General features: G+C 70.4%; 2 protein-coding genes. Both read right to left on the minus strand.

The annotated features are described in order from the left end of the window. On the minus strand, positions 1-1034 hold a 1034-nt coding region (locus BM341_RS18840; protein WP_139233052.1), incomplete at its 3' end, for a 2Fe-2S iron-sulfur cluster-binding protein. Positions 1035-1045: 11 nt separating this feature from the next. Next, the coding region (locus tag BM341_RS18845) for an NADH-ubiquinone oxidoreductase-F iron-sulfur binding region domain-containing protein (protein ID WP_281246512.1) at positions 1046-1390 on the minus strand (345 nt) is incomplete at its 5' end.

Consider the following 1390-nt stretch of genomic DNA (forward strand, 5'->3'; position numbering starts at 1 on the left):
TCGAAGGCGGGGTCGAGCCCCTTGGGCACGCCGGGGCGGCGGATCAGCGGCCGGGTGAGGCGCGCCGGGTGGTTGGGGTAGTCGAAGCCGAAGCGCCCCTTGACGCACAGCCGGTTCTGGTTCGACGGCCCGTCGCGCCCTTCGACAAACAGGATCTGCGCGTCCTTGACATGGTAGGTGAGCTGGCAGCCCACCCCGCAGTAGGGACACACCGAATCGACGGTGCGGTCGGCCGCCTGGGAGTCGCCGCGCCCCGCGGCGTCGATCAGCGTCGCCGGCATCAGCGCCCCGGTGGGGCAGGCCTGGACGCACTCGCCGCAGGCCACGCAGGTGCTCTCGCCCATCGGGTCGTCGAAGTCGAAGACGATCTTCGCCGCCGCGCCACGGTGGGCCAGGCCGATGACGTCGTTGCCCTGCACCTCGCGGCAGGCGCGCACGCACAGGTTGCATTCGATGCAGGCGTCGAGGTTGACGTGCATCGCCGAATGGCTGGCGTCATGGCCGTGGGCATGGGGCAGCGCGGCGGAGCGTTCGGCGACATGGTGCACGGTGGGCGCCTCTCGCTCGGCGCGCGCCGGCAGCCACTCGCGCACCGCGCTGGCGTCGATGGCAAGCGACTCGGCCATGGCCCAGAAGTGGCTGGAACGGTCGGGGCTGGCGTCGCGCGCGGGCTGGTCGGCGAGCAGCAGTTCCATCACCCCTTCGCGGGCCACCCGGGCGCGCTCGGAGGTGGCGCTCTTGACCACCATGCCGGGGGCGGCCTCGCGCAGGCAGCTGGCCGCCAGCGCGCGCTCGCCCGCGACCTCGACCATGCAGACGCGGCAGTTGCCGTCGGCGCGATAGCCGGGGGCGTCCTTGAAGCACAGGTGCGGAATGGTCTCGCCGGCGCATTTGGCCAGCTGCCACAGGGTCTCGCCGGGGTAAGCGCTGACCTCGGCACCATCCAGGGTCAGGGTAAAGCGTTCGGCTGCGCGGGTGTTCGCGCGTTCGTTGACGCTTTCGTTCACGCGCGTGTTGACGCTCGGGTCGGTCATGGTCATCTTCGCTACCCCTTGACGATCACGTGCTGGCGGGCGAGTTCATTGCGGAAGTCCTTGAGCAGCCCCCGCACCGGATTGGGCGCCGCCTGGCCCAGGCCACAGATCGAGGCGTCGATCATCACCTGCGACAGCCGTTCGAGCTCGTCGACGCGCCATTCGTTGCGCGCGAGCAGCGTCAGCATCTTCTCGGTGCCGACCCGGCACGGCGTGCACTGCCCGCAGGACTCGTCGGCGAAGAAGGCCAGCAGGTTGGTGGCGACCGCCCGCAGGTCGTCCTGATCCGACAGCACGATGATGGCCGCCGAGCCGATAAAGCAGCCCTCGGCCTGCAGGGTGTCGAAGTCCAGCGG

The sequence above is a fragment of the Halomonas korlensis genome (assembly GCF_900116705.1).
GTDB classification, from domain to species: Bacteria; Pseudomonadota; Gammaproteobacteria; order Pseudomonadales; family Halomonadaceae; genus Halomonas; species Halomonas korlensis.